Source organism: Bacillus solitudinis, from assembly GCF_002797395.1.
GTDB classification, from domain to species: domain Bacteria; phylum Bacillota; class Bacilli; order Bacillales; family Bacillaceae_D; genus Halalkalibacter_A; species Halalkalibacter_A solitudinis.
Map to the genome: position 1 here is coordinate 3206909 of NZ_KZ454943.1, position 26113 is coordinate 3233021.

Below are 26113 nucleotides of genomic sequence, written 5' to 3' on the forward strand. Positions count from 1 at the left end.
AGTGAATATTGGAGGAAAAATATATGTTATTTACACTGTTATCTTGTGTTTTCTTTATGGCGTTAGTAGGTTGGGTTTCGTATCAAAAATCCAAAAACTCTACGAATGATTCAGATGGATACTTTCTAGCAGGACGGGGATTAACGGGAACCTTTATAGCGGGCTCCTTATTACTTACGAATCTATCAGCGGAACAGTTAATAGGATTAAATGGGCAAGCATATAGAGCTAACTTATCAAATATGGCATGGGAAGTGACAGCTGCATTCGCCATTGTTATTTGTGCATTAATCCTGCTACCGAGATACTTGGGTGGGGCATTCACCACACTCCCTGAATTTTTGAGTACGCGGTTTGATGAAGGGGTAAGAAGATACACGGTTATATTATTTATGTTAGGTTATGTATTAGTAACAATCCCATCAGTGTTGTACTCTGGGGCCCTTGCGATATTAAGGTTATTTGATGTTCCAACATTACTAGGGATTTCCTTTGAAAATTCGGTATGGTTAGTTATTTGGATTGTTGGTATTATTGGTGCCATTTATGCGATATTCGGTGGATTGAAAGCGGTTGCTATATCTGATACCTTGAATGGAATTGGTCTAATTATTATTGGTTTAATTGTACCGATACTAGGATTTATTGCTCTAGGGAATGGGAACATGCTAGAAGGAATGAAAGCGATAACAATCGAACATTCGGATAAATTAAATGCGATTGGATCGAGTACAGACTCGGTGCCTTTTGGTACAATTTTTACAGGTATGATATTAATGAATATGTTCTATTGGGGGACAAACCAATACGTTATTCAAAGAACACTGGGCGCTAAGAATTTAGCAGAGGGTCAAAAAGGCGTCCTTTACTCAGGATTTTATAAACTAACTGTCCCATTTTTAATGATGATTCCTGGAGTAATTGCCTATCATTTATATGGAAGTACGATGGATCCTGTTGATTTAGCCTATCCCACAATTGTCACTAATATACTGCCAACCTTTATGTCCGGCTTCTTCCTAGCAGTTTTGCTAGGAGCTGTATTCTCAAGTTTTAATTCATTGTTGAATAGTGCTTCAACCATGTTTGCTCTTGATATCTACAAAGCAGGGTTTAATAAAGAAGCGACAGATCGCCAACTAATTAACATGAGTAAATATTTTGGAAGTATTCTTGCTCTAATCTCATTCTTTATAGCGCCAATGTTGATGGATGCACCAGATGGTCTTTGGGATTTAATCCGTCGATTTACCGGCTTTTTCAACATTCCAATTATCGCTATTGTTCTCGTTGGGATTCTATCTAAACGGATCCCGGCAATTGGTGCAAAAATCGCTATTTTTTTTCACGTGATTACTTATTATATGTTGGTATGGGGACTTAATCAGTTTTTTGATATTGAAATCACAATGAATTTCATCCATATTTCAGCTATTCTTTTTGTTATTGAAGTAGGGATTATGATTGTCGTTGGTAAACTTAAGCCACTTGAAACACCGTATCAATTTAAACCTAACCCAAAGGTTAATATGGTGCCATGGAAATATGCAATCCCAGTAACTGTAATTCTTTTAAGTCTTGTCGTGGGGATGTATCTATTATTCTCTCCAATCGGTGTAGCCTATGCTAGAGGAATTGTGTCTCCTTGGTTTTTCCCATCTATAATCGGACTTGTAATTATATCATCTATCCTCTATTTTAGAGCTATTAGAAGTTGGAATAACAAGTATACAAAGTTTATGGAGAAAAGGCATGGAAGAAATGGGCATAATGTAAAAAATAAAATAGTCGTTTGATATTTATAGGAAGGGTGAAAGCTAAGTGACGATAAACACAGAAATAAATCCTATTAAGATGATTGAAAACAAGAACGGATTTGATGTATTTCTAAACGGGAGTCTTCTATTTAAACATACCTCAGAGAATCCATTTATCTTTGTCGGTAGTGGAAAAGAGTCCATCGACATGTATCGTGGGAATTTCGATATTAATGATTATATTGAGGAGCGCGTGCCTCTACGTTACGCGTCTTTAACCCAAAATAGTGATGGGTTTGAAGCTCATTTAAGAAGATTTGAGAAGGATGAGGTTGTCCTTACACTGCAGTTCAAGCAAGATAAAGAAGGAATGAGAATATCATTTGAACTCAAAGATTCGTCTGTTAACCGTTTCTGGTTACGTATCGCTGCAGAGAAAGAAGAGAAAATTTATGGGTGTGGAGAACAGTTATCTTATTTGAATTTAAGAGGTAAGAACTTTCCACTTTGGACTTCTGAACCAGGAGTGGGGAGGAACAAGAAGACCTATACAACGTGGCAGGCTGATGTAAAAGACAAAGCTGGGGGGGACTATTATAATACCAACTTTCCACAACCAACGTTTATTTCTACGAAAAAATACTTTTGTCATGTAGAAACAACTGCGTATGCAGACTTTGATTTTCGTAAAGAAGATTTTCATGAGCTGCAAATTTGGGAGGTTCCTTTATCGATTCTGTTTGAAAGTGGATCTACTTATAAGGATATAGTGACACGTTTGACTGCTCGACTTGGTAGACAGCCTGAGCTTCCGGACTGGACTTATAATGGTATTTGGTTAGGAATTCAAGGAGGTACGGATGTTGTTCAAAGAAAGCTTGACTATGCACTGGAAAAAGGATTGAAAATAGGGGCCGTTTGGTGTCAGGACTGGCAGGGAAAGCGTATTACTTCCTTTGGAAAAAGGTTAATGTGGAACTGGCAGTGGAATCCAGAGGAATATCCAAATCTTGATAAGAAAATTCATGAATGGAAGGAACAAGGGATTAGATTCCTAGGATACATTAATCCGTATGTTGCCGAAGAAGGTCATTTATATAATGAAGCAAAGTCTAAAAAGTATTTAGCAACGAAAGAGGATGGAAGTGATTACCTCGTTGATTTTGGTGAGTTTTATTGTGGCGTTGTTGATTTTACAAATGAAGATGCTTATACATGGTATGTCTCAGTAATTAAGGAAAACCTTATTGAATTTGGATTAGATGGATGGATGGCTGACTTTGGCGAATATTTACCAACTGATGTGAAATTATCAAATGGAATACCTGCTACAATGATGCATAATGCTTGGCCAGCAATATGGGCAAAAGTGAATCATGATGCCTTGAAAGAGTCTGGTAAATTGGGAGAGATCGTCTATTTTATGAGAGCAGGATATACGGGAAATCAAGCATACTGTCCACTATTATGGGCAGGTGATCAAAGTGTGGACTGGAGTTTGGATGATGGTTTAGCCTCGGTTATTCCCGCTGCATTATCCGCTGGAATGATAGGTTGCGGGATTTCTCATAGCGATATTGGTGGGTACACAAGTTTACATGGAAATAAACGCTCAAAAGAGTTGTTGCTTCGCTGGGTTGAAATGGCCGCCTTCACGCCGGTAATGAGAACCCATGAAGGGAATCGGCCTGATGATTGTTTCCAATTTGATGGTGATGAAGAAACATTTAATCATTTTATAAAACTGACAAATGTATATGTAAGTCTTGCTCCTTACCTAAAAAATCTTGTGTCAGTAAATGCAATGGAAGGAATTCCTGTTCAGAGACCATTATTTATGGAATACGAACAAGACAAACATGCGTATGAGATCCAATATCAATATATGTTAGGTTCGGATGTACTTGTTGCACCCGTTTATGAACAAGGCAAAGACAAGTGGGAAGTCTATCTTCCCGAAGACGATTGGGTTCATTTATGGAGTGGACATGAATATTCAGGTGGGACATATACAGTGGAAGCACCTATTGGTCAGCCTCCGGTTTTTTATAAAAAAACGTCAATGTATAAAAAGTTATTTGAAGGTTTAAATATAAGTCTAACATCATAAAGGTAACTATGTATTTTAAAACATCACTATCTATGATATGGTTTAAATAATAATAGAATAATATAAAAAGGGGTGACCATGTTGCTAAAAACAAAAGTACTTTATTTACCTATTGGAAGAAAGACATTTGACTTAGAAGCTGCCGAGGAACACAGAAAACAAAGTTCCGCATTCCTTAATAGTATGGTAGAGGAAGTTGTTGAACCAGAAAATATTATTACATCACCTGATGAGTTAGAGGGATTTTTAAAGAATGTCGATACAGAAACGATTGTCACAACTATTTACCAAAGTGTAACCTTTGCTGATGGAGAATTTGTCCTTTCTGTCATCAATAAGGTGAAAGCACCTATTGTTGTTTGGTCTGTAAGGGAGCCAAGCGTTGGTGGTAGATTAAGATTAAATTCTTTGACAGGAGGAAATAGCTCGAGTCATGTTCTTCGTTCTGAACAACACGCGTATTCCTTTGTATTTGGTAATGTAGATGAAGGCCACGTTCAAAGAAGTTTCAAGGTGAAATTAGCTGTTCAGCAAGTGGCAAGACAGTTACAGTTATTGAAAATTGGTGTTGTAGGAAAGCATCCACCTGGATTTTTCTTTTCCGATACCAATGATAAATTATTACAAAAGCAACTAGGTCCTACTGTGACGTATTTTGATCTGCATACCGCCTTTGAAGAATGTGTCAAGCTCCCTCGTTCTAAATGGGAGGGGATGATGGAAAGTGCACAAAAGCAAGTGATTGGGCTAAATCGAACGGATGAAACCGTTGAAAAGTTTGCACAGTTTTCTACGTATGTAAAAGATGTCATTGAAAAGGAGGGGATTACTGCGATTGCAGTAAGATGTTGGCCTGACTTCTTTAATGAACTAGGTGCGGCTGCCTGTTCGACATTATCTCAATTCACAGAAGACGGCTTAGTGTCATCCTGTGAGTCTGATATTCATGGGGCCATTTCGATGTTCATCCTGAGAGAATTCTCGAATGGAAGTGCTCCTTATCTAGGTGACATGGTGCATATAAATGAAGCTAGTAACTCTGCAGTATTCTGGCACTGTGGCGCAGGTGCTTACTCTTTAGCTCATCCAGAAACAGGTGCAAAAGTGGGAGTTCATCCTAATAGAAAGCTAGGTTTCACGATGGAATTTGGTCTAAAGCCTGGTCGTGTCACATTGTTCAGATTAGGTTATACAAAGTCTGATGGTTATCGTCTCCTTATCATGCGTGGTTATGCGTTAGATACGCCACAACGTTTTAATGGAACGTCGGTTGAAGTGCAATTAGAAACAGATGTAAGTGAGACATTATATAAATTAATGGAAGAAGGCTTTGAGCCACATTATGCGATCGTTTACGATGATGTAGCCGAGGAGTTGATTGAACTTGGACGGCAACTTGGAATCGAAACAATTATTTTCAAAGATTGAAGGGAGCCTGTAATATGAAGAAAATTGCCATAGGGCAAGCGGGCGGGCCTACCTCAGTAATCAACGCTACATTAGTTGGTTTTGTAAAGCAAACAATGGATAACTTTTCACTAACTTTTATACAAAATGGATATGATGGTTTAGTTCATGGAGATTTTATAGAAGGTAATGAGAATACAGTAAATTGGGTTATTCAACATCAAAAGGTACCGGGGGCATGCTTAGGTTCAGGACGGTACCCTTTCTCAGAAGAAGAAATTCAGGAATCAGTAAACATTCTTCGTAAAAAGGGAATTGATGCTCTAGTATTTATTGGTGGCAATGGCACAATGGAGGCTTTATTTAAAGTAGGAACTGAAGCTTGCAGACAAGGTTATGATTTGCAGATAATTGGGCTCCCTAAAACGGTTGATAATGATATTGGATGTACTGATCATGCACCAGGTTTTGGAAGCTCTGCAAAATATGTAGCACATACGCTAAAAGATTTAAGTAGGGATTTGCATTCGATGAAAAATTTTGAACAAGTTCGGGTTTTAGAAACGATGGGAAGAAATGCTGGTTGGTTAGCGGCTGCTTCTGGTCTCTATAAAACGTATGAGGAAGAAGGGCCACATTTTATTGCCTTGCCTGAGCGAGAGCTTCATCATGACAAACTTCTTAGCTCTGTAGAGACAGCTGTTTCTCGTTATGGGTATGCAATCGTTGTTGTTAGTGAGGGTGTTCTGTGGAATAAAGGAGCTCAAATTCAAAAAGAAGTGATAGATGGACGCTCTATTCTCGGTGGGATTTCAAAAGAGATCGAGCATTATTTAAAAAATAAATTAAATTTAATGGTCCGTTCTGAGTTATTAGGGATGAACCAAAGAAGCTTCTCTTCCGTTGTTTCCTCAGTAGACCAGTATGAAGCTTACATGGTAGGCGTTAAAGGAGGAAATTGGGTCAAAGAGGAGAAGAGTGATGTGATGGTGTCGATCGAACGAACAAAAGAAATTGATTATCAGATTCGTTTTAAACCTATGGACTTAAAAGATGTTGTTAAAGCAGGAGAACGAATGATGCCTGAACATTTCATTGATAACCCTAACCAATATTATGAGTGGTTGAATCCTATTGTAGGTGGCAGTGCCTTACGCTATCCACCATTTCTTAATCAAAGACAGATTCAATTCAGTCAGTAATAATTATTTTTAATAATATAGTCATTATGAATTTATATAAAGTAATCAAAGGAACAAAAATAAGACAATATGCAATTACGTATTGAAAGGAGAATCATTATGCCATTCATTTATGGAAAAGAAATGTTGGAACATGCTCGTCAAAACGGATACGGGGTTGGGGCATTTAGTGCTCATAACGCTGAAACCATTCAAGCAATTATTGAAGCAGCCGAAGAAGAGCAATCACCAATTATGATTCAAGTTGGTCAAAAGGTAATCAACACGATAGGACTAGCGCCAATGAAGGTACTAATTGATTCATTAGCAAAGGCCAGTACCGTTCCCATTGCGATTCATCTAGATCATAGTCGACAATTTACTCAAACGATGGAAGCCATTCAAGTAGGTTTTCAATCTGTGATGTTTGATGGTTCTTCCCTATCATTCGAAGAAAATATTGCGATTACGAAAAAGGTAGTCGAAGTCGCTAGAGCATTAGGGATTGGTAGTGAAGGAGAGATTGGTAAAATAGGTGGAACAGAGGACGACATTACAGTCGATGAGAAAGATGCACTTATTACCACAACAGAAGAGGCAATTACCTTTGTAGAAGGAACGGACGTTGATTATTTGGCTGTGTCAATTGGAACGGCTCACGGAATTTATCAAGAAACACCTAAACTTCGCTTTGAACGTTTAGAGGAAATCGCTAATGCAGTGAGAAGACCGATTGTCCTTCATGGAGGATCAGATGTTCCAGATGAACAAGTGAAGCGTGCTATTTCTTTGGGCGTAGCGAAAATTAACGTTGATACTGAACTTCGTCAAGCATTTACAAGAGGTGTGCAAGAGGCGTTTCAACTTAATAACGATGACTTTGTCCTTGCAGATACATTAGGGTCTGGAAAAGAGAAAATGAAAAGTAAAGTTCAAGAAAAAATTAGAGTGTTCGGCAGTAATGGAAGAGCAAATGAATTATTGGAAAATCAAAAGGTAGTAACGTTATAATCTTAAGGGGTGAGTTAGTAATGAAAATGAATATAAAAATCTCTACATTTGGTTTATTTATTAATGGGGAATGGCGAAAAAAAATTAACACATTTGAAGTACTTAATAAATACACAAATGAACCTATAGCCAAAGCTTCGTACGCAAATGAGCAGGACGTAAATGATGCCATTCAAGCCGCAAAGACATCATTAAAAACGACATTTCCTCCATATAAGCGTTACATTGTTTTGAAGCAAGTATCAGAAACATTACTCAAGCGTAAACAAGAAATTGGTGAAATTCTCGCTGAAGAGGTTGGTAAACCAATAATGGAAGCCATTGGTGAAGTAGAGAGAGCTGCCCAAACATTAGAGATTTCAGCAGAAGAAGCAAAACGGATACATGGAGAGGGTATTCCAGTAGAAGCTGCACCAGGTTCTGAAAATCGTCAAGCATTTACAAGACGCGTGCCAGTTGGTGTCATTGCAGCCATTACACCATTTAATGTTCCTCTGAACTTAGTATGTCATAAAGTAGGTCCGGCGCTTGCAGCAGGGAATAGTGTTGTGTTAAAACCAGCAGAAGTAACATCGATGTCTGCGATTATTTTGACAGAAATATTTGAAGGTGTAGGCTTGCCAACGGGTAGATTGAATCTTATTACTGGTAAAGGATCGGACACTGGGGAATGGTTGTTAAATAATCAGGATGTTAATATGTATACATTCACAGGTAGTCCGCGTGTGGGCAAAATCATTCGGGAAAAAGCTGGACTGAGAAAAGTAGCGCTTGAACTAGGGAATAATTCAGCAACCATTGTCCACAAGGATGCAAACATTGAACATGCTGCAACACTTACAGCACAAAAAAGTTTTAACAATGCGGGACAGGTGTGTATATCAGTACAACGCGTTTATGTTCACAAAGATATATTTGAAGAATTTATTCAGAAAATGAGAGATGTAACAAACACTCTTGTTGTCGGAGACCCAAAAAGTAAGTTAACAAATATAGGGCCGATGATTTCTGAAAAAGAAGCCATTAGAGTAGAACAATGGGTGAATGAAGCAGTATCTCAAGGTGCTAAAGTAGAAACAGGTGGAAAGAGAGAGGGTGTATTTTATAAACCAACTATCCTCACGAACGTGCATGATGATATGAAAGTTTGTCGACAAGAAGTATTTGGTCCAGTCGTTGCGGTTGATGTATATAGTGATGAAGAAGAAGTAATCAATCGAGTTAATGACTCGGATTTCGGATTGCAAGCGGGATTATTTACTAATAGCCTAACCTTCGCAATGAAAGCTGCGAATCAAATTGAAGTTGGCGGTCTAATTATTAATGACACTTCAGGTTATCGAGTAGACCAAATGCCCTATGGTGGTGTAAAACAAAGTGGAACCGGTAAAGAAGGTCCAAAGTATGCTATAGAGGAAATGACAGAAGAAAGAATAGTCGTCTTTAATCTTTAGAAAAGTAGGGTCCGTATCACCGGGCCCCTTAATTATCAGATACTTACTGACGATTTGTGACAAGTCTAGATAAACACTGATAATTTTTAAAATTTATAAAAATGATTGGAAACGCTTACTTTTAATTAAGGATTTTGTTAACTTGAACAATAAAGATACCCAAGTTGTTTTGTGAAGTTATATTGCTATGATGACATTTTAAAAATTTACTTGGTGAGGAGAATAAAATTGAATGAATTAAAAACAAAGTACATCTCTAATAATCCCAAATTTGATTATTTGCCTAATACTGACCGGTATCTAACTTATTCAGAACAAGCAAAGTATCGTTTTAATCTGATTGGCTGTGGAAATATGGGTATTGAACATATGAGGGTTACTATGTTAGAAGGTAGAGCTATTATTCATGGAGTATATGACCCTAACCCTAAAAGTATAAATCAGGTAAAAAAACAATTTGCCACGCTTTCTCAAGAAACTAACCTTGTTGAATATGAATCATTAGCAAAGGCATGCAATGATCCTGATGTGGATGGTCTTATTATTTGCACTCCGAATTTTACTCACATTGAGGTTGTAAAAGAAGCTATTAAATCCGGCAAACATATTATGCTGGAGAAACCGATGACTACTAATCTTGAGGATGCCTACGAAGTTGTGAGAATGTCAAAAGAGTACACATCTATCTTTCAGATCGGCTTACAGTATCGCTATAAAGCGATTTATGAAGAAGCGATCCATGAAACACTTGAACGGAAATCACTTGGTACCATTAAAACTATAAGTATTATGGAACATAGAGTACCATTTTTAGATAAGGTAAACCAGTGGAATAAATTTTCGAAGTATTCAGGAGGGACTTTAGTAGAAAAGTGCTGTCACTATTTTGATTTAATGAATTTATTAGCACAAGCAAAACCAGTCCAGGTTTACGCGAGTGGAAGTATGGCTGTTAATTTTACCGATTTTGAATATAAGGGTGAGAAGTCCGATATTATTGATAATGCATTTGTGACGGTTTTGTATGACAATGGAATACGTGCAAATTTCAATTTGTGCATGTTTTCCCCATTGTTTTATGAAGAACTAGTCATATGTGGAGATGAGGGACGTTTGAAGGCATCGGAAAATGAAGATTTTCTACCGACTAAACGGCCTAGAAATCATTTAGAGATTTTAAGGGGGGAAGGGAAACCCTCAAGAATAACTACTCCGTGTTATCCAATCCATATTGAGGAAAGTGGTCATGGTGGTGGAACTTACTACGAGCATGTATATTTTGTTGACAATATCGAGGGAACGAGCACGTCAACCGCTTCAGTAGAAGAAGGGTTCTGGTCTGTTGTTGTGGGAATTGCCGCAGAAGAATCTCTTAAACAGGGAAATGCCATACTAGTTGAAGAACTTTTAACTAATAGAGGGATTGACTTAAAATAGTAGTAGGTAGAGGAGAAAAATATGAGAAAGGTAGATGTTACTCGTATACGCTTCCTAACGTTATTTTAAACCATATATCGGTAGTGCGACGTTCAAAACACGACTGGCGATGGCAGAGATGGCAATTATTAATATGACGAATAGTTTTAAAGAAGAAGGACCTGTACATTTAGTAGAAAAAATGTAATAAGTTTCTTTATTGAAATTAATTGAAAACCTAAAAATTTGATGATATCATAAAAAGTAACCGCTTACATAATAGTAGAGTGTAAGATTGAAAGGAGGGGGTTATATTTTAAACCGCACTTAAAGGTAGTGATGTTATTAATAAAGATAATGTTGTATTGACGTGTAAACAAACTATGAGGAGGGTATTTTATGAAGAAATATAGTATAGGAACGATTGCAGTTGTAATGATGATGTTTTTAGCACTTATAGGTTGTTCTTCTGCAAACGAGACTGGTGGTAGTTCAGATTCTGTCTCGGGTGAATCAACTGATCAAAAAGAGATTAGCTTCGTCCACTGGAGAGGTGAAGATACCGAGGTTTTTAGAGAATTAATTACCAAATTCGAAAGTGAGAATCCTAGTATTAAAGTTGATATGACTGTTTATCCATCTGAACAATATCAATCAACAGCACAGACTTTATTAAGAGATGGTAACACGGGAGATGTATTTGCTGCATTCCCTGGTTCCCAATTTGAAATAATTAATCGTGCTGGATTGTTTACTGATTTAACGAATGAATCATTTGTTGGTAACTTTAATGAAAATCTCATTCAAGCTGGAAAACATGAAGGAAAACAACTTGCATTACCATTCCAACTTGTTTACAATCAACCGGTTTATAATGAGGCTATTTTTGAAGAATTAGGGTTAACCCCACCAGAGGATTGGGAAGGATTCTTGGCGATGTGTGAAACGTTGAAGGAAAATGGATATATTCCGATCGCCTTCCCTGGAGGGGATATTGGACCCGGTCAGTTTATGAATAGTATGATGATGAACAATGCGCCAGATGAAGAGATTGTCGCACAGGTTGAAAATGGTGAAGCTAAATTGACAGATGAGTGGTGGATGAAGACTCTAGAACAATTCAAAGAATTGAATGATAGAGGGTACTTACAAGCGGATTCACTTGGCACTAGTCATGATGGGGCAATTGCACTAATGGCCCAAGAAAAGGCGGCAATGCTTGCAACTGGTTCATATGCTATGGCGAGTATTAAGGAACAAAATCCGAATCTTAAGTTAAATTTACTAGCACCAATTACAGTTTCTGCATCGGAAGCCGTATTTGAAGGGATTCATACAACTACATTTATGCTAGGTGTAAATGCAAATTCTAGCAATCAAGCGGAAGCAAAGACCTTTATTGAATTTCTTAGCAACGCAGAAAATGCATCATTTTATGCGAATGAAACGGGACAGCATTTAACTGTAAATGATGTAGAATACACATCCGAGGAATTAATGAACACAGCCGTTTGGATGGAGAAAAACACAAGATTTCAACCGCGTTATTTATTTTCAAACCCTGATATCATGAATTCTGTTACTGGCTCTATTCAAGCAGTTATTGGGGGAGTTGAAGTTGAAAAGGCTGCAGAAGAAGCCCAAAAGATTGTAGATCAAAACACTAATTAATAGTTAAAGAGGGAGCACTATCTCCCTCTTCAATCTAAGATTGGAGGAAGGCATGAAACAGAGTAAGATGATAGTCCTATTTTTAATACCTGGCTTTGTTCTTTACTCAATATTTTTTATTTTCCCAACATTAAGTGCAATATTTTACTCATTCACTGACTGGGATGGATTAACACCTGCTTTTAATTTTGTAGGGTTAGAAAACTATACAAAAATTTTTACAAATGATTATATTTTTCAAAAATCATTAGGTAATAATATGAAATTTATGTTGTTTGTTGTTATTTTTCAGACGTTATTTTCATTGATTTTCGCATTGTTTTTAGTGAAAAATACAAAAGCAAATGTCTTATTAAGAGCAATTTACTTTTTCCCAACTATTTTATCTTCTGTCTCTGTAGCCTTTATATGGTCCTATATGTATGACCCTTCATTAGGACTTATCAACACGGTATTGGCTCAATTAAACTTAGCCTCTTTATCCCAAAATTGGCTTGGGAATGCAGATATTGCGATTTACTCCATAGCCATTGTTCAGGTCTGGTTTCACACAGGTCAAATGTTGATTATATTTGTTGCCGGATTACAGGCCATCCCGAAAGATTTATATGAAGTGGCCGAAGTGGAAGGAGCTAATCGTTGGCAAGTTTTCAGGAAAATCACTTGGCCATTAGTTGCTCCCGCTGCAACAATTGTTGTGGCCTATACGACGATTCAATCGTTTAAAGCGTTTGACCTTATTTTTGCCATGACAAGAGGGGGACCCAATTATTCCACCGAAATTTTAGCGACTTTGATTTATAATACGGCTTTTAGAAAGTTTGAATTCGGTTATGCATCAGCCCAATCCGTCATCTTTATGGTGATTATCGCGATTATTACTATTATGCAATTTAGGATACTACGAGCTAATCGTGTAAACTACTAAGTAAGGAGAATGTCATTATGAAGTCAAACCCGATAAAATATATCTTGTTAGCTGTTTTTGCGTTGCTCATTCTAGTTCCTGTAACTATGATTTTTCTAACGACCTTCAAGACAACGGCTCAAATGTACGAAAGTCCATTGGGATTGCCAAACTCCTTTGATTTCGGAAACTATTTCTCTCTTTTTGAAAATCAGAATATGGCAACGTACTTTTCAAATAGTTTGATGGTTACTGTAGTCTCAGTTTTTGCTACAATATTTTTTGCGAGTCTAGTTGCATTTGCTATCACTCGAATGGGAGGATGGTTTGGTGGTCTAACTTTCTCATTTTTTGCACTAGGGATGATGGTACCAGCTCAAGTAAATATGATTCCACTCTATAACCTAGTTTATAATCTTGGTTTAACAAATAGTTTAGTAGGATTAATGATCGTTAATATCTCTGTAACCTTACCAGTTGCAGTATTTATCTTAACAGGGTTTATGAAGACTTTACCAAAAGAACTTTTTGAAGCATGTACTATAGATGGAGCAAACAACTGGTTAATTTATAGAAAGATGGCTATCCCTCTATCTCTGCCTTCTATCTCAGCGACAGCGATTTTTTTATTCGTTATGCACTGGAATGATTTGTTGTACCCCCTTCTTTTTATTACGAACGATGATAAAAAAACTCTACCCCTTGCCCTACTTGAGTTTCAGGGAGAATATTTAACCAATTATCCAATGCTATTTACAGGGGTGATGATTGCGTCAGCACCTATGGTTCTTACGTACCTATTCCTACAAAGATATTTTATCGCGGGGATGACTGCAGGTTCGGTGAAAGGTTAATATTATAATGGACAAAAGGTTATAACGTTATTATGTATACCATAACCTTTCCCTGGGGGGCTTAGGAAGCGTAATTTCAAGGGGAGTTATGAATGAAAGAGGGAACTTGAAGAATATAGCGATTGGTCAGGCTGGTGGGCCTACGTCGGTTTTAAATGCAAGCTTGGTCGGTTTTCTTAATACAATAGAGGATTCAAAAGTTTATGGAGTGATTAGTGGCTTTCAAGGGCTTGTTGAAAGCAATTTGTTCTTGCTAGAAGGTAAATTAGCATTAAAAGCAAAAGAATATAAACGTATTCCTGGAGCTTACCTCGGTTCAGGTAAATATCAATTAGAGAAAAATGATTTCCATACCATCATTAAAAATTTAAAAAAACATGAGATTCATACCTTAGTATTCTCCGGTGGGAATTGAACCATGTGGACACTAAATAAAATTAAAAAAGCAGCACAGCACCAAGGATATCAGCTGCAAGTAATAGGAATCCCTAAGACCGTAGATAATGATATAGCCAAAACAGACCATGCCCCAGGATTTGGGAGTGCGGCGCGTTATATAGCACACGCTGTTAGAGATATAAGTAAAGACTTAGAAGCAATGCAGAGTTTTGAACAAGTAAGAATCATTGAAACAATGGGTAGGAACGTTGGTTGGTTAGCTGCCCCGAGTGGTTTATTGAGAGAAAATGATAATGATGGCCCACATAAAATTTATTTACCAGAAAATCAATTAAATGTGGAGGAATTCCTTAAAAATATAAGTGGGGTTGTTCAGGAGAATGGATATGCTACAATTGTTATTAGTGAAGGAACCGGTTTAAATGGAGGTTCCCTATTAGCATTGGGGAATTGAATGGTAATGTTTTAGGGGGCGTTTCATCTCAACTTGTGGAATTAGTTCAAACTGAATTAGGCCTAAAAAGTAGAAGCGAGCTCTTAGGCATGCATCAGAGATGCTCTCAAGCTTATACCTCAATGCAAGATTATAAAGAAGCATATGAAGTTGGAAGATGGCTGCCGCACTTGTAGCCAAAGACGAATCAGGTATAATGATATCAATTATTCGTATAGAAGGTACAGGATATAATTATAAATTAACCACTGTGTCTTTAAGCGAAGTTGCTGAAGGTGGGGAGCGTAGATTTCCTAGACGATTTTATAATTTTGATAGTTATTATAATTGGCTTCAACCTTTGGTAGGTGAAGGGTTACAGTCGTTTCCCCCCTCTTTAATAGGAAGGAGATTGATAATGGAAAATTCTCAACTGGATTATAATAGCCCAATTCCACTCTACCATCAAATTAAAGATATTTTGGTAGCAAGAATTACTGATAAGCATTGGAAAACAGGGGATTTGATTCCTACTGAGATTGAGCTTATGAAGGAATTTGACGTTAGTCGTACAACTTTGCGGCAGGCTATAACAACCCTTGTTAATGAGGGGCTTCTAGAAAAAAGACAAGGGAAAGGCACGATTGTAAAATCCTTGAAGCTCACAGGAACCTTAGGTAGATTAACGGGTTTTGCTGAAGAAATTATGGAAAAAGGATATTTGCCTAAATCTAAATTATTAAGATCGGAATTTAGAGATGATTTGTTTACCGAAAAGAGAAAGCTCCATATCCCAGACAATAAACCGATATTACTTATTCACCGAATTCGTTTTGCAAATGATGAGCCTATTGCCTTTGAAAAAACAAGTTGGCCTGAGGAAATAGGTAACATTTTAATTAAACATGATTTAAATGGAGCCAAGTTCTATCAAGTTCTAGAAGACAATGGGATTTACTTAAAAAAAGCAAGTGAAACGATATCAGCGGTAAATGCAACACCTTACGAAGCGGATTTGTTAGGGGTGAGCGCTGGTACAGCTTTACTTGAAATGACTCGTCTGAGCTATGGGATTAACGATGAACCAATAGAATTCACTCAAACAAAGTATCGTTCGGATCGTTATCAGTATAATGTAGAATTAAATAGATAAACCCAAAATGTAAATACAATAGCTACAGCAAACTAGGAAGGTCCTAGTCCATATTGAGACTGGACCTTAACTCTATTTAGTAATTCTAATAGGTCGTTACATTATTACCTTGATGAGGGATGTTATAATGTTAGTATGTCTTTTTTTTTCAGCTAACAAGGACTAGTTTTCATTGGAAGTTTAATCAGCGTAACAAAAATATATTAAAATTTAGTGGTGGTCTCAGTGATTTTTATTCAAATTCTATTACCGATTTTTATCATTTTTTCAGTAGGATATATTGGTCAAAAAAAAATAGGGTTCGATGTACGTGCTCTTTCTGTAATGGCTCTTTACTTAATGTCTCCATTTCTATCTTTTAGGACATTCTATCAAACACCCTTGGATGAGAAGTATTTATACATGCTTTTTTATTCGGTTGTGCTATGTTTTATTCTAATAGTGTGGGTCAAAGCTATTGGTCGTATAGGGAAATACACGCATTCTGAGAAGTGTGGGACCATTCTAGCGTCGGCATTTATGAACAACGGGAATTATGGAACTCCCGTTGCCTTGTTTGCGTTTGGCACAATAGGTCTAGATTATGCAGTTGTTTTAATGGTTTTACAAACGTTTTTAATGAGTACTGTTGGTTTATATTATGCAGCAAAAGGAGGTAGTGGCGAAGTAGGTATAAAAAAAGCTTTGAAATCTGTATTAAAGATGCCAATCATTTATGGGGCTATTGGTGGTCTACTGTTTCAAATAACCAATGTCGAGATTTCAGAATATATTTTTGTGGCGATTGATTTTATTGCGAATGCCACGGTTCCTACAATAATGATTATACTAGGTATGCAACTGGCATCTATTTCTTTAAAAAGAATTCCAGTGAAAAAGGTTTCGATTGCTTTAACAATTAGGCTTGTTCTTTCACCAGTTATTGCTTATGCGATTACGTTAGTATTGCCTATTGACGAGGTGTTAGCTAAGCTGATGATCGTAATGGCTGCGATGCCGACAGCGGCAAATACGACGATTTATTCCCTTCAATTTAAGACGGAGCCTGATTTAGTTTCTAGTAGTACGTTAATTAGTACGTTGCTTAGTCTAATTACATTACCGATATGGTTATGGATACTACTATAATTAAATTTTTCTGATTGGCAGAAAACAATAATCTAAAAACTGAGAATTCATCTTAAGGGCCTGGAAAAAACAAAAACAAATCTTTTAAAGTATTTCGAGGAAGCAGCAACGGGGCACTTATTGCTAAAAAGACTAGTAAACAAGGTATAACTCACCTTGTTTACTAGGTTCTAAAGTTTCTTAGTTTTTTTTAAAATGCGAAATAAAATAATTTAATCTGTCTAATTTAATCAGGTTGTGATTACACTTTTGACTGTCTTCGCAAATATAGTTTCCTCTATCTGTGTAGGTTTCTACTCCACTTTTTACTTTGGACATAAACAACCCGATTTTTTCATGGCCCCCACATAATGCACATATTCCTTTACCGTTACTATTAAATGTTCCCTGTAATCCGATTAATTTATCTTTGTAATCAACAATGAGATACTTTCTCTCTGAGCGTATATCGTACCAACCCAAATAAGAGATTTTCTTAAAATCTAGCTTTTCAAGAGGAGAATTTATTTTCTTTGATTTAGGAAATAACTTTGTTACCATTTGTTCTGTGTCTTTGACTTAGGAGGTTCCGGGAAGGTTTCCATTATAGATATTACTTATGAAAAGGATAAGATGATCGTTTACTTTGATTTTCCAAAGTGATGTCATTGTTGATAATCATGCTTTAAGCCATTCTTTATGGGTAGAGGATGGGAACGGACATAATTTAATGTTAGTGGAAAATCCATTAGCCGAAAGAATTGAAGGTAATCGCTTTAAGCAGGAATTTGCAATGAGGGAGATAAATGGGTTGCAGCTTAAATCTTATAAGCACCCAAAACCAATACTATATGAAGAGTTTGAAATAGAAATACCTTAATTTATTGCCGTTTTCCGGATTTGGAAAGCGGCTTTTATTAGTGCAAAGAAGCGTTCAATTGATTTGTTCAAAATGATTCCTTTGAACAAAGAAATGAGCAATCAAGTAAATGACACCTAAAATGATAAAAGAGTAAAAATAGTTCCATTTCACGGCGTGGTAAATTCCAATTAGACTAAGAAAAGGTAAGGTTATCAGGGAACCAAGAGTAGAGAAGATAGCAGCTTTTAAAAACGGATTTAAATTAGGTTTTATTTGTAAAAAAACCATTACTACTATCGGTAATATGCAAATACTCCATGGAACATAGTTCGAGGTGAAAGGTAAAACCTCATAGTGATAATGAAACAAACCAAGAGAATCACCAATTAAATCAAGAGCCGAGGCAGAAATCGCAACAAAAAAACCAGAATATAACAATCGGTCTGTACTTTCTTTTTTTCTGAAATTCATCCAAAAAATAATAGCAATAAAGAACAATATGAAACCAAACCACCACTGCCAAGTGAATAGGGAATATTTTAACCAGATTTGAAATTTTTCAGTCATTAACTGGTTTTCCTTTACAAACAATTCATCGAAAATTTGAATATCTGTCATACTGACGCCCCTTCATAAATTATTTCTTTTGTAGCTTTTACCAAACAAATAAATTTTATAAAGAAAATGAAATTTGAAAGAGTTCGTTTGTTTACTTAGTAAGGAGGGAACATGAAAATTAACGTCAAGTAGAAAAAGGGGGCCCATATGTTTTTCAACGACTGGGAAACAATTGGAAGAACGGTAATCGTCGGTGTTTTAGCCTACATAGGATTAATTTTAGTTTTACGAATCTCTGGAAAACGTACGCTTTCAAAAATGAATGCGTTTGATTTAATTGTCACGATAGCGCTTGGTTCTACTTTAGCAACGATTCTATTAAGCAAGGAGATCGCATTGGCAGAAGGTATGACTGCTTTTCTGGTGTTAGTTGGAATGCAGTATCTTATCGCATGGCTGTCAGTCAGGTCAAGCAAGGTAAGTAAAATGGTAAAGTCGACCCCTGAACTCCTCTATTATAATGGGCAGTTTTTTAGGGAAACCATGAAAGAAAAGCGAGTAGTCGAAATAGAAATTCTGCAGGCAGCTCGTTCAAATGGTCTGGATTCCATGGAAATGGTAAGGGCCGTTATATTAGAAACAGATGGAAACATATCTGTTATTCAAAAATCTGATACCACTACTCATTTAACGTTGGCTAACGTAAAGAATAAGGAGGAGAAAAAGTAACATAGATTATCGGACTGATGCTCACAAGTTCTCTTTATGGACGCCTTTTTTTTTGATAAAGGCCTTAGAGATGCAGTATAAGCTCACAAGCAAGACCGACGAAAGAGAGAAGTTATGAGTTAGTTGAAGCTTATATGCAGTAGGGAGTTTGAAAGTAATCTTTCTGAAAAAAAGGTTTATATACTGGTAATCTTAACGTTTAAGTAATAACAGTTATCAGAACTAGAGCCCCAGTTATCACTGTATAGTTAATCCAGAATGTTCTAATCGACTTGGCATATAGTTAAAGGATTCACCTAACGAACTTCAATTTAGAACGTTGGAAAAAACCTACTCCGGTCGTCAATAAGCAAGAAGAAAAAAGTATAACTTTGGAGGTATACCTATGAAGGCAATTGTCTATCACAAATATGGTTCTACCGATGTGCTTGAATTAAAAGAAGTAGAAAAGCCTACTCCCAAGGACGATGAAGTGCTGATAAAAATTCATGCGGCATCCATAAATTCATGGGACTGGGATCTCCTAAGAGGTACCCCGTTCTTGGTCCGCCTTGGAGGATTTCTAAAACCGAAAAACAAGATATTAGGAGCTGACATAGCAGGGCGGGTAGAAGCGGTTGGCAGAAACGTAAAACTTTTACAACGAGGTGATGAAGTCTTCGGAGACATATCTGGCGGTAGTTGGGGCGGGTTTGCCGAGTATGTATGTGTTCCTGAAAATGCATTGGCTCATAAATCCTTCAGTATGACATTCGAACAAGGAGCAGCTATACCTCAAGCAGCTGTGCTCGCCTTGCAGGGTCTTCGCGATAAAGGAAAGATTGAGCAAGGACAAAAGGTGTTGATTAACGGTGCGGGTGGTGGGGTAGGTACGTTTGCGGTGCAAATGGCCAAATCCTTCGGGGCTGAGGTGACAGGCGTAGACAGCGAGAGGAAATTGGAATTGATCCGATCGGTTGGTGCAGACCATGTGATAGATTACACCCAAGAAGATTTCACCAAAAAGGGGAAGCGGTACGACTTGATTCTTGATGTTGTCGGGCGTCGTTCAATTTACGATTATAAGCGTGTATTAAATCCTAAAGGCAATTATGTCATGATTGGAGGTCTAACGTCTCGAATCCTTCAAATTTTATTCATAGGACCATGGATTTCAATGACCGAAGGAAAGAAAATGGGTTTGCTGATGCACAAACCAAACAAACAGGATTTAAACTTTATAAATGAGCTTATCGAATCAGGGAAAGTCGTTCCTGTTATAGATAGACGTTACCCGTTAAGTGAAGTGGCTGAAGCGCTTCGATATTTTGGTGAAGGACACATTCAAGGAAAGGTTGTCATTGTTTTAGAATAGAATAATACAACCTGATATTTAATTTAATCGAATTAACCAGCTAATTATATAAATCCCTGAACCATTGGTTCTGTTAGAGTAGATTCCATAGAAAGAGGACAATGGTGTTTATAAGGGTAACGTAGTAATTAGAATATTTGAGTAGCCAAGTTTTTTTGTCCTGCATTGTCCTGACATTGTCCTGACACATTTGAGCATTATTATAGGATTTGTAAGGTCAAATAAAACTTGGAGGTTGATTTTTATGTTAAATGTACTTTCTACAAAAATTGTAACACTGTTAGCGGTAGGAGTCGCGGTTCCATCCATGATGGTAACGGATTCGAACGTAGAGGCAGAACAGAGTACGTCTACATTTGAAAAAGCGTCATGGATACAAGAATTAGACGAAGAGACTCGAGAACAATTTAAAAATATTCGCGAGCAAATCCAAGCAGGGGAGCTAACTAAGGAAGAGGCTAGTGAACAAATGGAAGAGTTAGGAATTGATTTCTCATTAGGAAAGAGACGAGGATTCGCCAAGCTGGATGAGGAAACCCGTACGAAGCTAGCAGAAATCACAGAGCAGGTCAAAGCCGGAGAAATCACAGAAGAAGAAGCACAAGTACAAATGGAAGAGTTAGGAATTAACATGCCATTAGGTGAAAAAGGATTCAAGGGCAGTCATCAAGGACATTTTAATAAGTCTGTTAACGAGAACGAACAGACGGATGTAGAGGAAACATTGTAGGTTAATTGTGAGGTTTTTAAGCACATAATTACAAAAAAAGGTAACTTCCGTTTAAGGCTGTCACAATATATCTGCTAACCTGTTGTGGTAAAAGTAATACCGCATCAGGTTTTTTACTATTAACCAATTAGTATAGGATAGTTAAGGCCGAGGTTACTGGTTCGTTGACTCTATGGTTGATGTGATACTAAAAAAGTCAATTTCCAGGTACAAAAGTTGGTTATCAAAAAGTTAATATAAACTAGGTTTGTTCTCACATTCATTCGGGAAGTAACTAATTATACCAGATTAATATATTACTTATTTTCCAAAGGGAGGAAGCAAGTGAATGAGAGATGAACACAAAGGCAAAGAAAGTAATAGCAAAAAGGAACAGTTGGAGAGTTATACAATTAACGATCAGGGAAAGAAACTAACGACCAATCAAGGTTTAAAAGTGTCTGAGGACGAGTTTTCTTTAAAGGCTGGCGAACGTGGGCCAACGTTGATGGAAGATTTTCATTTCCGAGAGAAAATGACTCATTTTGATCATGAGCGTATTCCTGAACGAATTGTGCATGCCCGTGGTTTTGCCGCTCATGGGGAGTTTCAAGTATATGATTCGATGAAGAAATATACGAAAGCGAGGTTTCTGCAGGATCCTTCCAAAAAAACACCGGTATTTGTTCGTTTTTCTACCGTCGCTGGTTCACGGGGATCTGGAGAGTTGGCAAGGGATGCTCGTGGATTTTCTACGAAATTTTATACAGAAGAAGGAAACTATGATTTAGTCGGTAATAATATCCCAGTATTTTTTATTCAAGATGCCATTAAATTTCCTGATTTGGTCCATGCTTTAAAACCAGAGCCACATAATGAAATGCCCCAAGCAGCATCCGCACATGATACTTTTTGGGATTTCATCGCGAATAATCAAGAATCGGCCCATATGGTCATGTGGGCGATGTCAGACCGGGCGATACCGAGAAGCTTTCGGATGATGGAAGGATTTGGAGTCCACACTTTTCGTTTTGTTAATGAGGAAGGTAAGGCCCATTTTGTTAAATTCCATTGGAAGCCTGTACTTGGAACTCATTCGGTCGTATGGGACGAGGCACAAAAAATCAATGGTAAGGATCCAGATTTTCACCGTCGTGACCTATGGGAAGCTATTGAGAACGGTGATTATCCAGAATATGAATTAGGAGTACAAATTCTTGCCGAAGATGAGGAATTTAATTTTGACTTTGATATCCTTGATCCTACAAAGCTTTGGCCCGAGGAAGAAATCCCGGTAAAACTTATCGGGAAAATGACATTGAATCGAAATGTTGACAACGTTTTTGCAGAAACAGAACAAGTGGCCTTCCACCCAGGGCATGTAGTTCCAGGGATTGACTTTTCCAATGATCCTTTATTACAAGGTCGGTTGTTTTCATACACAGATACACAATTAATTCGTCTCGGTGGTCCTAATTTTCACGAGCTGCCGATTAATCGCCCTGTTTGTCCCTTCCATAACAACCAACGAGACGGATACGGTCGTCAAACGATTAATAAAGGCCAGGTAAGCTATCATAAAAATTCACTTGCTGCTAATACACCTGAACCAGCAAGTGAAAAAGAAGGTGGATTTAAACATTACCAAGAGAAAGTCGAAGGACATAAAGTACGGAGACGAAGTCAAAGCTTTGAAGACCACTTTTCTCAAGCGACCTTATTCTGGAACAGCATGAGTAAGGCAGAAAAAGAGCATATCATGAATGCATTCAGTTTTGAACTTGGGAAAGTAAAGAGTGAATCTATAAAACAACAAGTGGTTGATATGTTCGGTCATGTTAGCACGGAGTTGGCTACAGGTTTTGCAGAAGCAATTGGAGCAAATCCTCCGCAAGGGAAAGACAGTGGGGTTACAAAATCTTCACCCGCTTTAAGTCAGGAAAATACGAAGAGAAAGCCTGCTACTCGTAAAGTTGCAGTGGTCATTAGCAGTGGCTTTAATGGAACAGAGGTCAAACCTGTTTTAGATGCTTTAAAAGAAGTAGGGATTCAGCCTGAGATTGTAAGTGAGAAACTAGGAGCGGTAAAAGGCATGGATGGAGTAGTGTTAGAAGTCGATCATACCTTTTTAACAGCAGACTCAGTTTTGTTTGATGCGGTTTATGTTGTTGGCACATGTAAGGAGAACAATGCTTTTTACAAGCAAGCTACCTACTTTATTCAGGAAGCATTTTCCCATTATAAGCCAATTGGTACTACTCAAGAGGGGAAAGTGCTGCTAAATATAGACAATATCGAAAATAGTCCGGGTGTTGTTTATGGGGGGAAAATAAAGGAATTCGCTGAGAGGTTCATCGAGGCGATTTCTCATCATCGACACTGGGAGCGTAAAGTTGTGTAAGTTTGTATAAAGATAGGTTAAGGATAAATGAAAATAGGCTGTATAAAGGGTTATGTCAAAAGGTTAAAATCGCCTTATGACATAACCTCATTTTTTTATTTACAGAATAAAAAAACCTTATTATTGAAAATCACTTTTTGGGAGAATAATTTCGAATTGATAATTTTATACGACTGGTGCCATATTAAGCTTAGTTATAGTATTTCCTTTCTATAAGTTAGGATTTCAATTTTGAAAATGATGGGAGCAAATCATGCTAACAAGAATGACAAAAATAAAGAGAAGAAAGCTCCTAATATTAATCATTATTACTGGTCTCATACTATTCTGTGGACTTTTTAGTAATCAATTTGCATTTGCAGCAAATAGTTCCTTCTGGCAAAAAGAGTCTAATCAACACACAGATCCTAAATTAGTAGATGTCGCGTCAATTGATGAGGTAATAAAAGCAATGACTTTAGAAGAAAAGGCAAATTTGGTTGTTGGTAGAGGTATGCCTGGAATGTTTGGAAACCCAACAGCAGAAGTAGCGGGTGCAGTGGGCGTGACACATGCAATCCCTAGGTTAGGAATTCCAATATTATTGTTTGCCGATGGCCCAGCTGGATTAAGAATTAGTCCAATTAGAGAAGAAGATTCAAACACATATTATACAACGGCTTTTCCGATAGAGACTGCATTGGCCTCAACATGGGATAAGAAAATGGTTGAAGTTGTTGGAGTAGCCTTAGGCAATGAAGTTAAAGAATATGGTCTAGACATTTTATTAGCTCCAGCATTGAATCTTCATCGTAATCCATTGGGTGGAAGAAACTTTGAATATTTTTCTGAAGATCCTTTACTAACAGGAAAAATGGGTGCTTCCTATGTAAAAGGTGTCCAATTTAACAAGGTTGGAGCAACAGTTAAGCATTTTGTTGCTAATAACCAGGAAACAAACAGGAGTGAGATTGATACAATCGTATCACAAAGAGCCTTAAGAGAATTGTATCTAAAAGGCTTTGAAATAGCTGTAAAAGAAGCCAACCCCTGGTCAATGATGAGTGCATATAATCTGCTTAATGGGATTCCTTCTTCTCAAAACAGTGAATTGTTGACATCAATATTAAGAGAAGACTGGAATTTTGAGGGGGTTGTGATGACGGATTGGTTTGCTGGTTTTGATCCCGTTGCACAGATGAGAGCTGGAAACGATCTTATTATGCCAGGAGAAAAAGAAATTAGTATTCAAATTATAAATGCTGTAAAAAATGGAACGCTTGATGAAGCGATTCTTGACCGGAATATTCAACATATTCTTAGGAGTGCAATAAAGACACCGAGTTTCAAAGGCTATCACCATTCTAATAATCCCAATCTAAAAGCACACGCACAAATAGCACGACAAGCAGCTGCGGAAGGAATGGTGCTTTTAAAAAATAAGGAGAAATCTTTGCCATTAAATAAAAATGCAAAAATCGGATTGTTCGGAAACACACAGATTGAAACAATCAAAGGTGGTACAGGAAGTGGGAATGTACGCTCTGCATATGTAGTTTCTATTGTAGAAGGTTTGGAGGAAATGGGATTTCACTTAAATCAGGAACTTTTAAACAAATATAAGACATATATTTCAACTTTAAGACAACAGGAAGAATATATAATCAAACCAGACCCGTTAGGAATTGATTTTGGTTTTGTTACCCCTACCATCCCAGAAAAGCCGCTAAAAGCGAGCGAGATTACCTTGGTTGAAAAAGAAACTGATCTTGGTGTTATCGTTATTGGCAGAATATCAGGAGAATTTGAAGACAGAAAGAATGAAAAAGGAGATTTTCTCTTAACTGATAATGAACAAGAAATAATTGAAGATGTGGCAGAGCAATATCATGCTGAAGGGAAAAAAGTCGTGGTGGTTCTTAACATTGGGGGACCAATAGAAGTAGCTAGCTGGAGAGATAAAGTCGATGCAATTCTCTTAGCATGGCAACCTGGGCAGGAAGCGGGGCATGCAGTAGCTGATGTATTATCAGGTAATGTGAATCCATCTGGTAAACTTTCTACAACATTCCCTATGAAATACGATGATGTCCCTTCGTCCCATAATTTTCCAGGTACTCCGGTTGAGAATCCTACAATTGTTATTTATGAAGAAGATATTTATTTAGGGTATCGTTACTATTCAACTTTTCAAGTAGAGCCCGCCTATGAGTTTGGTTATGGATTATCTTATACAACATTTAATTATCAAAACCTGTTAGTACAGAAAGGAAAAGATAAAATCACGATTAATGTGACCGTAAAAAATAAGGGGAATGTTCCAGGGAGAGAAATTGTAGAAGTTTACCTATCAGCACCTGATGGAAAACTAGAAAAACCTGCACTAGAACTAAAAGCATTCGAAAAAACAAAAGAATTAAAACCAAATCACCATCAATTATTGAAATTTGATCTTTTTACAAAAGACCTTGCTTCATTTGATGAAGAAAAATCAGCATGGATAATTGAAAAAGGTATATATAAAATAAATGTAGGATCTTCTTCAGAAAACATCCATGAAATAGCAAAATTCGAAATAGAAAAGGATATCATTGTAGAAAAAGTAAATGATGTAGTAGCACCACAATTAGAAATAAACAGGTTTTCAAAAGACGAGTAAAT

General features: G+C 37.1%; 20 protein-coding genes and 1 pseudogene. 19 read left to right on the forward strand and 2 right to left on the reverse strand.

Annotated features, from left to right (window positions below; genetic code table 11):
• Window positions 1-23 precede the first annotated feature (23 nt).
• The 13 genes and pseudogenes from CEF19_RS15740 to CEF19_RS15810 all read left to right on the forward strand — a co-directional run bounded on the left by CEF19_RS15740 (window position 24) and on the right by CEF19_RS15810 (window position 16881).
• Window positions 24-1796 (forward strand): solute:sodium symporter family transporter, encoded by a 1773-nt coding sequence (locus CEF19_RS15740; protein ID WP_100406929.1) that lies wholly within the window; start codon window positions 24-26, stop codon window positions 1794-1796.
• Between the two features lie 25 nt (window positions 1797-1821).
• Window positions 1822-3867 carry an alpha-glucosidase gene (locus CEF19_RS15745; RefSeq protein WP_227522006.1) on the forward strand — a complete coding sequence of 682 codons (2046 nt, stop codon included), beginning with the start codon at window positions 1822-1824 and terminating at the stop codon, window positions 3865-3867.
• A 78-nt stretch (window positions 3868-3945) separates the two neighbouring features.
• Window positions 3946-5295: a sulfoquinovose isomerase gene (gene sftI, locus CEF19_RS15750; protein WP_319830078.1), complete on the forward strand. Its 1350-nt coding sequence runs from the start codon at window positions 3946-3948 to the stop codon at window positions 5293-5295.
• A 14-nt stretch (window positions 5296-5309) separates the two neighbouring features.
• Window positions 5310-6476 carry a diphosphate--fructose-6-phosphate 1-phosphotransferase gene (locus CEF19_RS15755; protein WP_100406930.1) on the forward strand — a complete coding sequence of 389 codons (1167 nt, stop codon included), beginning with the start codon at window positions 5310-5312 and terminating at the stop codon, window positions 6474-6476.
• Window positions 6477-6575: 99 nt separating this feature from the next.
• Window positions 6576-7466, forward strand: a complete 891-nt coding sequence (locus CEF19_RS15760; RefSeq protein ID WP_100406931.1) for a class II fructose-bisphosphate aldolase — start codon at window positions 6576-6578, stop codon at window positions 7464-7466.
• 20 nt (window positions 7467-7486) lie between these two features.
• A complete protein-coding gene (locus CEF19_RS15765; protein WP_227522007.1) occupies window positions 7487-8920 on the forward strand; it encodes an aldehyde dehydrogenase family protein in 1434 nt (477 codons plus the stop codon).
• Between the two features lie 228 nt (window positions 8921-9148).
• Window positions 9149-10357, forward strand: coding sequence for a Gfo/Idh/MocA family protein (locus tag CEF19_RS15770; protein WP_100406932.1), 1209 nt, complete (start codon window positions 9149-9151; stop codon window positions 10355-10357).
• Window positions 10358-10735: 378 nt separating this feature from the next.
• A complete protein-coding gene (locus CEF19_RS15775; protein ID WP_100406933.1) occupies window positions 10736-12007 on the forward strand; it encodes an ABC transporter substrate-binding protein in 1272 nt (423 codons plus the stop codon).
• Window positions 12008-12059: 52 nt separating this feature from the next.
• A complete protein-coding gene (locus CEF19_RS15780) occupies window positions 12060-12935 on the forward strand; it encodes a carbohydrate ABC transporter permease (RefSeq protein WP_100406934.1) in 876 nt (291 codons plus the stop codon).
• A gap of 17 nt (window positions 12936-12952) precedes the next feature.
• A complete protein-coding gene (locus tag CEF19_RS15785) occupies window positions 12953-13768 on the forward strand; it encodes a carbohydrate ABC transporter permease (protein ID WP_100406935.1) in 816 nt (271 codons plus the stop codon).
• Window positions 13769-13856: 88 nt separating this feature from the next.
• Window positions 13857-14621: pseudogene (locus CEF19_RS23805) on the forward strand (6-phosphofructokinase).
• A gap of 157 nt (window positions 14622-14778) precedes the next feature.
• Window positions 14779-15753: a GntR family transcriptional regulator gene (locus tag CEF19_RS15805; RefSeq protein WP_227522008.1), complete on the forward strand. Its 975-nt coding sequence runs from the start codon at window positions 14779-14781 to the stop codon at window positions 15751-15753.
• A 225-nt stretch (window positions 15754-15978) separates the two neighbouring features.
• Complete coding sequence (locus CEF19_RS15810; RefSeq protein ID WP_100406939.1) at window positions 15979-16881, forward strand: AEC family transporter; 903 nt, start codon at window positions 15979-15981, stop codon at window positions 16879-16881.
• 180 nt (window positions 16882-17061) lie between these two features.
• Here CEF19_RS15810 and CEF19_RS15815 read toward each other — a convergent pair whose 3' ends face one another.
• Window positions 17062-17421 carry an FBP domain-containing protein gene (locus CEF19_RS15815; RefSeq protein ID WP_100406940.1) on the reverse strand — a complete coding sequence of 120 codons (360 nt, stop codon included), beginning with the start codon at window positions 17419-17421 and terminating at the stop codon, window positions 17062-17064.
• An 85-nt stretch (window positions 17422-17506) separates the two neighbouring features.
• Here CEF19_RS15815 and CEF19_RS15820 point away from each other — a divergent pair, with 85 nt between their 5' ends.
• Window positions 17507-17740, forward strand: coding sequence for a hypothetical protein (locus CEF19_RS15820; protein WP_100406941.1), 234 nt, complete (start codon window positions 17507-17509; stop codon window positions 17738-17740).
• 54 nt (window positions 17741-17794) lie between these two features.
• Here the strand turns inward: CEF19_RS15820 and CEF19_RS15825 are convergent, their stop codons facing one another.
• The gene (locus CEF19_RS15825; RefSeq protein WP_100406942.1) at window positions 17795-18340 is read right to left on the reverse strand and encodes a CBO0543 family protein; all 546 of its coding nucleotides are present in this window, start codon (window positions 18338-18340) and stop codon (window positions 17795-17797) included.
• Window positions 18341-18487: 147 nt separating this feature from the next.
• On the opposite strand from CEF19_RS15825, the gene CEF19_RS15830 reads away from it, so the two are divergent.
• From CEF19_RS15830 to CEF19_RS15850, 5 genes are all read left to right on the forward strand, one after another.
• Window positions 18488-19009 (forward strand): DUF421 domain-containing protein, encoded by a 522-nt coding sequence (locus CEF19_RS15830; protein WP_100406943.1) that lies wholly within the window; start codon window positions 18488-18490, stop codon window positions 19007-19009.
• 385 nt (window positions 19010-19394) lie between these two features.
• Complete coding sequence (locus CEF19_RS15835) at window positions 19395-20363, forward strand: NAD(P)-dependent alcohol dehydrogenase (RefSeq protein ID WP_100406944.1); 969 nt, start codon at window positions 19395-19397, stop codon at window positions 20361-20363.
• A gap of 244 nt (window positions 20364-20607) precedes the next feature.
• Window positions 20608-21093: a hypothetical protein gene (locus tag CEF19_RS15840; RefSeq protein ID WP_100406945.1), complete on the forward strand. Its 486-nt coding sequence runs from the start codon at window positions 20608-20610 to the stop codon at window positions 21091-21093.
• A gap of 328 nt (window positions 21094-21421) precedes the next feature.
• The gene (locus CEF19_RS15845; protein ID WP_100406946.1) at window positions 21422-23473 is read left to right on the forward strand and encodes a catalase; all 2052 of its coding nucleotides are present in this window, start codon (window positions 21422-21424) and stop codon (window positions 23471-23473) included.
• Between the two features lie 253 nt (window positions 23474-23726).
• On the forward strand, window positions 23727-26111 hold the full coding sequence (locus CEF19_RS15850; RefSeq protein WP_227522009.1) for a beta-glucosidase: 2385 nt from the start codon (window positions 23727-23729) through the stop codon (window positions 26109-26111).
• The last annotated feature ends 2 nt before the right edge of the window (window positions 26112-26113 follow it).

What these genes read in the sequence shown, in the direction of transcription:
- CEF19_RS15740 (WP_100406929.1), top strand. Translation starts at nt 24, where the DNA reads ATGTTATTTACACTGTTATCTTGTGTTTTCTTTATGGCGTTAGTAGGT.
- sftI (WP_319830078.1), top strand. Translation starts at nt 3,946, where the DNA reads ATGTTGCTAAAAACAAAAGTACTTTATTTACCTATTGGAAGAAAGACA.
- CEF19_RS15755 (WP_100406930.1), top strand. Translation starts at nt 5,310, where the DNA reads ATGAAGAAAATTGCCATAGGGCAAGCGGGCGGGCCTACCTCAGTAATC.
- CEF19_RS15760 (WP_100406931.1), top strand. Translation starts at nt 6,576, where the DNA reads ATGCCATTCATTTATGGAAAAGAAATGTTGGAACATGCTCGTCAAAAC.
- CEF19_RS15765 (WP_227522007.1), top strand. Translation starts at nt 7,487, where the DNA reads ATGAAAATGAATATAAAAATCTCTACATTTGGTTTATTTATTAATGGG.
- CEF19_RS15775 (WP_100406933.1), top strand. Translation starts at nt 10,736, where the DNA reads ATGAAGAAATATAGTATAGGAACGATTGCAGTTGTAATGATGATGTTT.
- CEF19_RS15780 (WP_100406934.1), top strand. Translation starts at nt 12,060, where the DNA reads ATGAAACAGAGTAAGATGATAGTCCTATTTTTAATACCTGGCTTTGTT.
- CEF19_RS15785 (WP_100406935.1), top strand. Translation starts at nt 12,953, where the DNA reads ATGAAGTCAAACCCGATAAAATATATCTTGTTAGCTGTTTTTGCGTTG.
- CEF19_RS15805 (WP_227522008.1), top strand. Translation starts at nt 14,779, where the DNA reads ATGGCTGCCGCACTTGTAGCCAAAGACGAATCAGGTATAATGATATCA.
- CEF19_RS15815 (WP_100406940.1), bottom strand. Translation starts at nt 17,421, where the DNA reads ATGGTAACAAAGTTATTTCCTAAATCAAAGAAAATAAATTCTCCTCTT.
- CEF19_RS15825 (WP_100406942.1), bottom strand. Translation starts at nt 18,340, where the DNA reads ATGACAGATATTCAAATTTTCGATGAATTGTTTGTAAAGGAAAACCAG.
- CEF19_RS15830 (WP_100406943.1), top strand. Translation starts at nt 18,488, where the DNA reads ATGTTTTTCAACGACTGGGAAACAATTGGAAGAACGGTAATCGTCGGT.
- CEF19_RS15835 (WP_100406944.1), top strand. Translation starts at nt 19,395, where the DNA reads ATGAAGGCAATTGTCTATCACAAATATGGTTCTACCGATGTGCTTGAA.
- CEF19_RS15840 (WP_100406945.1), top strand. Translation starts at nt 20,608, where the DNA reads ATGTTAAATGTACTTTCTACAAAAATTGTAACACTGTTAGCGGTAGGA.
- CEF19_RS15845 (WP_100406946.1), top strand. Translation starts at nt 21,422, where the DNA reads ATGAGAGATGAACACAAAGGCAAAGAAAGTAATAGCAAAAAGGAACAG.
- CEF19_RS15850 (WP_227522009.1), top strand. Translation starts at nt 23,727, where the DNA reads ATGCTAACAAGAATGACAAAAATAAAGAGAAGAAAGCTCCTAATATTA.